Annotated in this window: 9 protein-coding genes and 1 pseudogene; 8 read left to right on the forward strand and 2 right to left on the reverse strand. The window is 42.4% G+C overall.

Going from position 1 to position 6,260, the window contains the following annotated elements; translation table 11 throughout:
• The 3 genes and pseudogenes from L693_RS28505 to crcB (L693_RS0124675) all read left to right on the forward strand — a co-directional run.
• Window positions 1–331 (forward strand): annotated as a pseudogene (locus tag L693_RS28505) (replication-associated recombination protein A); the annotation flags it as partial.
• Between the two features lie 87 nt (window positions 332–418).
• Window positions 419–820 carry a fluoride efflux transporter CrcB gene (crcB, locus tag L693_RS0124670; protein ID WP_025720826.1) on the forward strand — a complete coding sequence of 134 codons (402 nt, stop codon included), beginning with the start codon at window positions 419–421 and terminating at the stop codon, window positions 818–820.
• Window positions 817–1,173 carry a fluoride efflux transporter CrcB gene (crcB, locus tag L693_RS0124675; protein WP_025720827.1) on the forward strand — a complete coding sequence of 119 codons (357 nt, stop codon included), beginning with the start codon at window positions 817–819 and terminating at the stop codon, window positions 1,171–1,173. The genes crcB (L693_RS0124670) and crcB (L693_RS0124675) overlap by 4 nt, the downstream gene beginning before the upstream one ends.
• Before the next feature lie 147 nt (window positions 1,174–1,320).
• On the opposite strand, the gene L693_RS0124680 is transcribed toward crcB (L693_RS0124675), so the two are convergent.
• Window positions 1,321–2,151, reverse strand: coding sequence for a PPK2 family polyphosphate kinase (locus L693_RS0124680; protein WP_025720828.1), 831 nt, complete (start codon window positions 2,149–2,151; stop codon window positions 1,321–1,323).
• Between the two features lie 173 nt (window positions 2,152–2,324).
• Between L693_RS0124680 and L693_RS0124685 the strand changes: the two genes are divergently transcribed.
• The 5 genes from L693_RS0124685 (at window position 2,325) to L693_RS0124705 (ending at window position 5,657) form a co-directional block, all read left to right on the forward strand.
• On the forward strand, window positions 2,325–2,663 hold the full coding sequence (locus L693_RS0124685) for a hypothetical protein (RefSeq protein WP_025720829.1): 339 nt from the start codon (window positions 2,325–2,327) through the stop codon (window positions 2,661–2,663).
• Between the two features lie 158 nt (window positions 2,664–2,821).
• Window positions 2,822–3,451, forward strand: a complete 630-nt coding sequence (locus L693_RS0124690; RefSeq protein ID WP_025720830.1) for a TetR/AcrR family transcriptional regulator — start codon at window positions 2,822–2,824, stop codon at window positions 3,449–3,451.
• Window positions 3,448–4,422, forward strand: a complete 975-nt coding sequence (locus L693_RS0124695; protein ID WP_025720831.1) for an alpha/beta hydrolase — start codon at window positions 3,448–3,450, stop codon at window positions 4,420–4,422. The genes L693_RS0124690 and L693_RS0124695 overlap by 4 nt, the downstream gene beginning before the upstream one ends.
• Window positions 4,423–4,639: 217 nt before the next feature.
• Window positions 4,640–4,882: a DUF1871 family protein gene (locus tag L693_RS0124700; protein WP_025720832.1), complete on the forward strand. Its 243-nt coding sequence runs from the start codon at window positions 4,640–4,642 to the stop codon at window positions 4,880–4,882.
• 310 nt (window positions 4,883–5,192) lie between these two features.
• Window positions 5,193–5,657, forward strand: a complete 465-nt coding sequence (locus L693_RS0124705) for a DinB family protein (RefSeq protein WP_025720833.1) — start codon at window positions 5,193–5,195, stop codon at window positions 5,655–5,657.
• Between the two features lie 262 nt (window positions 5,658–5,919).
• On the opposite strand, the gene L693_RS28510 is transcribed toward L693_RS0124705, so the two are convergent.
• A partial coding sequence (locus tag L693_RS28510; protein WP_331281105.1) for an aminomethyltransferase beta-barrel domain-containing protein occupies window positions 5,920–6,260 on the reverse strand: 341 nt, incomplete at its 5' end.

A 6,260-nucleotide genomic window follows, 5' to 3' on the forward strand; every position in this document is an offset into this window, starting at 1 on the left:
CGAGGCCAAGTTGAACATTGCGCAGGCCATTTTGTTTGCTGTGGAAAGTCCCAAATCGAATGCCGTATATACGGCGATTTCACGGGCCATGTCGGCTATGGACGATATCAAATCGGCCGAGGTGCCGCTGCATTTGCGCGACGCACACTACAAAGGCTCGGAAAAGCTCGGCCATGTTGGCTATCAATACCCGCATAATTATCCAAATCATTATGTGAAACAGCAATATTTGCCTGATTCGATAGCAGACCAGATCTTTTACCAGGCTACTGAGCAGGGGAATGAGTCAAAAATCAAACAAAACCAGCGGTGGCGTGAAGCACAGTCATAGGATGCATGCTGTAGACAGACGTGCGGCGTATATGGATTGGATATGATGACACCGTGATTCTGCATGAGTGAAAAAGGGGATAAAAAAATGAAAGACATGCTATTCGTTGCGGCAGGCGGAGCGCTCGGGACCTCTGCCCGCTACGGCGTGCAATCACTGCTGCCTGCGGCTGGGGCAGATTTTCCACTTGGCGTGCTGCTAATCAATTGGATCGGCTGTTTGTTCCTTGGCTGGTTCTTTACCGTAACCTTGCGTTCATGGCGGATCAAGCCCCGCTTGCGACTTGCCATCGGAACAGGCTTTGCAGGTGGCTTCACCACCTTTTCCACCTTTGCAGTAGATGCTGTACGCCTCACGGTTCACGACCGTATGCTGACGGCTGTGTTATATCTGCTGCTTAGCGTAGGCGGAGGGCTGTTTTTGACGTGGACAGGTATCCGTCTGGGCACAAATATGACGCAAGCTACCCCCAAGGAGGAACGTCTATGATCTGGTGGGCGGCGGCAGGTGGGGTTGCGGGTACACTGGCACGGTATGGGCTTGGCATGTGGGCCGGAAAGAGGTTTGGAACCGCATTTCCGTGGGGGACGTGGCTCATTAACATCAGCGGTTCCTTGCTGCTGGGGTGGCTGTATGGCGAATTCACACAGCACCATCTGTCTCCTGCACTCTGGATGCTGCTGGGAACAGGCTTTTGCGGCGGGTATACGACTTTTTCAACATTTGGCTATGAATCTCTCCAACTGATGGAGCGTGGGGAACTCCGGCGCATGGCTGCATATGTACTGGCTTCCGTGGTAATAGGAGTTATTGCCGCAGCTATCGGTTATAGACTTAGTTAAAACCTTGTAAGTCCCTACATGAAGATTGCAAAAGGAAACAAAAGCTTCTGAGTCCAGACCATGGCATTTTCAGCCGAGGTCGGTTTCGAAAGCTTTTTTTATGAGGCGTGTTTCACCATATGTGGATTTAATGCAGCGCTTATGCAGCTATTTTTTATCTCGTTCTTTATAAAGCTCAGGCAAAAGGGACTCCAGCTCCGGTCTTGGATCAGGATCGGACAGCTTCATTTCCTCCAGCGTCTGAACGGCAATCCGCAGTACCGTATAGTCCCTATACCAACGGTTATCCGAAGGAACAACGTACCAGGGAGCTTGTTTGGTTGCGCTTAGCTCCAGCACGTCCTCATAATATTGCTTATATTGCTTCCAAAATTTTCGCTCCTGCAAATCACTTGGATCCAGCTTCCAGTTTTTGTGGGGCTTCTCGATCCGGTCGATCAGCTTTTCCAACTGGAATTGCTTGGAAATATGTAAAAAGATTTTAACCACCTTCACACCGCTATCCAGCAGCAGCTGTTCAAAGTGTTTGATATGCTTAATATTCCGTTTGGCCTGCTTATCGGAGACCTGCCCGTGAACACGCGTAATCAGTACGTCCTCATAATAAGAACGGTTGAATGCCGCGATATATCCGCGTCCAGGGGTTACACTGTGGGCACGCCACAGGAAATCATGGCTTAATTCCTCTGCCGTAGGTGATTTGAAGCTGTGGACCGTCACCCCCGCTGGATTCAGGTTAGAAAATACCTGCTTGATCACGCCATCTTTTCCGCTGCAATCCATACCCTGGAACACAAACAAAACGGCTTGTTTCTTCTCCGTAAACAATTTACTTTGCAATTCCGCGAAGCGTTCCTTTAATTGATCTGTTTCCTGCTGAATTTCCTCTTTATTTTTGATATTCTGCGTATCTTTAGGGTTCCAATCTTTTAAAGAAACTTTTTTACCCGGTGTCAGCATTCCTAATGAATCAGACATAAAGGCACGCTCCTTTTCAATTGAAGTATGATATCTTGTCTACATCATATACCCAAATGGGATGGTTATCAAAAATTCCTTATCTATCTTGGCTTTTCTTGGTCTAAACGGCAACATTTTCGACTTTCTGGTCACGCTTTTGGTCACAGAATTTTTCTTCAATTGAAGCAAGTATGGAATCAGAAGAAGGAGCCGCTGAAAAGGAGTTGCACTATTACCACATTACCGATGCTCTTAATCGTAAATGGCAAACTATTGGCCTTAATATCAGCGACGCGATTCATGTATTTGAACATGGTAACGATAGGGAATGGAAACGTATTATTGCGCCAGAACCGTACAATCCTGACCTATCCACCAATAACCTAATCAACATACTCAATATCTCTCCAGAGGCAACAGGTATCCGAAACGATATGCAAATCATCCTGAACACTGTGCTACGACTCACAATTATATTCTCAAAGGTGAAGATACATATTGGGAACGGGGAGCTACTCACACATGACTGAAGTTGCTTTGTTCGCTTAGGTGATAAATAAACGATCAAGGAGCGTTAGTAAGTAAGATAGATTTACTCTTGCTATAAGTCGTAATTTAAGATATATTATTAATTAAATAACTGATTATTTAATTAATTAAAGTTTAGTTTAAAGAGAGGGGAATACATTTGGCAAGACCCATCAATGAAGAAAAAAGACTGGAGCGGCGTAAACGTATCCTAAAAGAAGCTGTTGTCCTGTTTGCAGAAAGTGGATATTCTAATACCACAACGGCTATCATTGCGCAGAGTGTGGGAGTGACTCCTGGAACCATTTTTCAATATTTCCCTAGCAAAGAAGCTTTATACTATGCCGCTGTCCTTGAACCGCTTGCTGATATTCAGGCGAAATCGCTTGCTTGTCTACAACAAGAGGAGACGCCGGGCGTATTGATAAAGAACATGGTGGAAGAACAATTCAACCATATCTACTTCTATACAAATGAGTTGAGGCTTGTTCAATCTGTCTTGGGACAACGAATAAGATTTCCTGAACTTACACAGAAGGTCCTTGAAAGTACAAAGGTAATGACAGATGCGATCGAATGCGTCTATGCCAAGGGACAGTTAATGGGAGAATTCAACAAAAGCTTTTCTCCAGCAATGATCTCTCGTGCCTATATCTCTTTCTTAAATGGAGTGGGCTTAACTCTTGGAGAAAGTATTATTCATCATCCCGAGTGGGAAAATCTGAAGGGGCATGCCTTTTATTTGTTCGCACCCATACAACCTAAAGAAAAACTGGAGGAGCCTGAATGAGTCAAACATCATTACAACCCGATCTGACATTTAACGTTCGTGTAAAAAAACGGAAGAAAATTTTATGGAGCCTAGGGATCGTACTTTTGCTTGTAATGGCTCTTGTATTTTTTATATCTTATAAAGTAGTAGACACCTTGTTGCACCATCCTAGAGACACTAATGTCAGCTACGGATTGAATATCGATAAAACTCCCTACGAAGAGGTCGAGTTCAAGAGTTTGAAAAATGATAATACAATTAGAGGTTTTTTCTTTCCTTCAAATGGTTTTTCTGGTAAATCGAGTAATAAAACGATTATTGTCGTCCATGGATATACGAGCAATCGTTTAGTCAAAGGGCGGACCCAAAAGTTAGTAGAGCATTTCGTTCCGAAAGGCTACAATGTATTGGCATTTGACCTCAGCTCGCAAGGTAAATCCGATGGTGATTTGATTACACTAGGCCTCAATGAAAAATACGATTTGCTAGGAGCTGTAAGCTATTTAAAATCCAGAGACCATACGGGTGATAACATTGGAGTTATCGGCTTTTCAATGGGTGCTGCTACTTCTTTGCTAGCCGCAAGTGAAAGTAATGACATCAAAGCCGTAATTGCGGATAGTCCTTTTCGTAATGCTGGTCTATTTCTAAGAGAGGGTTTGCCCTACTTTTCAGGTTTACCTGCGTTTCCATTCAGTTATACTTCGACATGGATGGCAAATTGGGTCTTTAAGGTTGATCTTGATTCCATATCTCCTATGGATGCGGTAAAAAAGATGAAAGACAAGCCAGTTATGCTCATTCATGGTACTGGAGATCAGCAAATTAGTTATAAAAATACAGAAGTTATTTACGAGTCCTTAAAAGATGACCCAAATGCAGAAGTATGGTACCCGCAAAATACGGAGCACATCGATGCCATCAACCATTACCCCACTGAATATTTCCAAAGAGTAGATCGCTTTTTGGATGAGTATGTAGGAAAATAAATTCAATCCAAGAGAGCCAACTAGTAGAGGAGCTTGTCCTGACGAAGTAAAAATACCCAATAATATAAAGCATTTTTAGCCTGTAGTGTAGAAAAACACTCCAGGCTTTTATTTGCGTTTTAAATGAAAATATATAGCAAAATCACACCTGTTGATTAACCACTAAATGTATAAAGCACTGTCTAAGTCGTTATTTGGAGAATAGGAGTGTATAGAAATGAACGATGAAATCGTACGAACCATTAATGAATGGAATCCAATTGAAATATATCCTTTATTAGAAGATGAGTACTATTCGGAAATACGCAAAATATATGAGAAAAGTAATCAAACAAACTCTGTAGAAGAATTAGCGGAGCAAATTCATGTTATATTTACACAATCTTTTGAAAAGGAGTTTGACAAAAGCATTGAAGAATGTCAATGGATTGCTGAGAAAATAATTGATGTTATAGATTAGCTTGAAATTTTCAGCTTGCTGCTCGGCTATAAAATGGAGTAAGCTTTATCTTATAATTCGGGGATACATAAATCCTGTTGTCAATGAACTGACATGGGTTGATCAGTATCTCTAAAATAAATATAAGAAAAGTGTTGTGTGTATGTGGTTGAATTTTCTAGACGATGTAATTGAGGATTATGTGAAGGGATTACAGAAACAGGAGTAGTGAAGTTGGATTATATTGAAGGTAAATGTATAAGTAGTAAGACCATATTTTGGAATAATTTGATAAAATGAAAAGCGATATTGAGTGGTAGGAGGGATTCGATTGTCAACGATCGCTGAGGTATCCGCGGATTTAGAAAAATGGACTGTATTTCTTTCTGATTTATCTCCGTACTCAGATGAGTTACTTTGCAAACCAATAGAGGGTAAATGGTCAATTCAAGATATTATCAGCCATATTTTGGGGTGGGACAAAGGCTTGACCAAGACACTTATACAAATTATTAACAATGAACAAGTCGCGCTTCAGGAGCATCTCGATGTGCAGGCATTTAACGATGCATCCGTTGCGTTCGGCAGAAATATGAAGCCGCATGATTTGTTAAATGAAGCTATTGCTCAGCGCAAGCGAATGATTAGGAAACTCGAAATGGTTTCAGAATCAGCTTTTGTCCGTCAATTTCTTAATAGCCCATACACCATGGAATATTTTTTGCAACAAATATTTGTCCAGCATGACAGACATCATAAAGAGCAAATCATGAAAGTTCTTCCAGCCATTGACTAAAAACAGCCTTGAAGAACAAGTATCTGTATATACACCTACAGTGCCCCATCGTCTTGATTACAGGATGCTCATCTCACCACACTACAGAACCAATCCAGAGGAACATCGCTGACATCATTCTGGGATTACTGGATTGTGCCTGAGCAGCAAAGGACGAAAGCGCCCATTAATATCTGCATCTTTCATTAAAAAAGTCGTCCCTCCCAAATCAGGAGAGACGACTTTTTAATTATCCCTGTGCAGACACAAAATGGTCATTCATTTAAACTGTTTCAGGCTGAAGTTTCTCAACCTTATCAATGGTTCCGCCGCCCAGGCACCGTTCCCCATCATAAAACACGACAGCTTGTCCAGGAGTAATGGCCTTTTGATGTACATCGAATACGACGTGTACGGTTCCATTCTCAAGCCATTGCAAGGTTACTTGCTGGTCAGGCTGGCGGTAACGGAACTTGGCTGTGCAACGGAATTCCCCGGTTGGACGTGCATCTTCGCCTTCAATCCAGTTCACATCGGTTGCAATCAGGCCGGTGGAATACAGGCTGTGGTGACGATCACCTTGTACCACATACAGGATATTCTTCTCCAGATCCTTATCGGCTA

This window comes from Paenibacillus sp. 1-18 (assembly GCF_000520755.1).
GTDB classification, from domain to species: Bacteria; Bacillota; Bacilli; order Paenibacillales; family Paenibacillaceae; genus Paenibacillus; species Paenibacillus brasilensis.

What these genes read in the sequence shown, in the direction of transcription:
- L693_RS0124695 (WP_025720831.1), top strand. Translation starts at nt 3,448, where the DNA reads ATGAGTCAAACATCATTACAACCCGATCTGACATTTAACGTTCGTGTA.
- crcB (WP_025720827.1), top strand. Translation starts at nt 817, where the DNA reads ATGATCTGGTGGGCGGCGGCAGGTGGGGTTGCGGGTACACTGGCACGG.
- L693_RS0124700 (WP_025720832.1), top strand. Translation starts at nt 4,640, where the DNA reads ATGAACGATGAAATCGTACGAACCATTAATGAATGGAATCCAATTGAA.
- crcB (WP_025720826.1), top strand. Translation starts at nt 419, where the DNA reads ATGAAAGACATGCTATTCGTTGCGGCAGGCGGAGCGCTCGGGACCTCT.
- L693_RS0124685 (WP_025720829.1), top strand. Translation starts at nt 2,325, where the DNA reads ATGGAATCAGAAGAAGGAGCCGCTGAAAAGGAGTTGCACTATTACCAC.
- L693_RS0124680 (WP_025720828.1), bottom strand. Translation starts at nt 2,151, where the DNA reads ATGTCTGATTCATTAGGAATGCTGACACCGGGTAAAAAAGTTTCTTTA.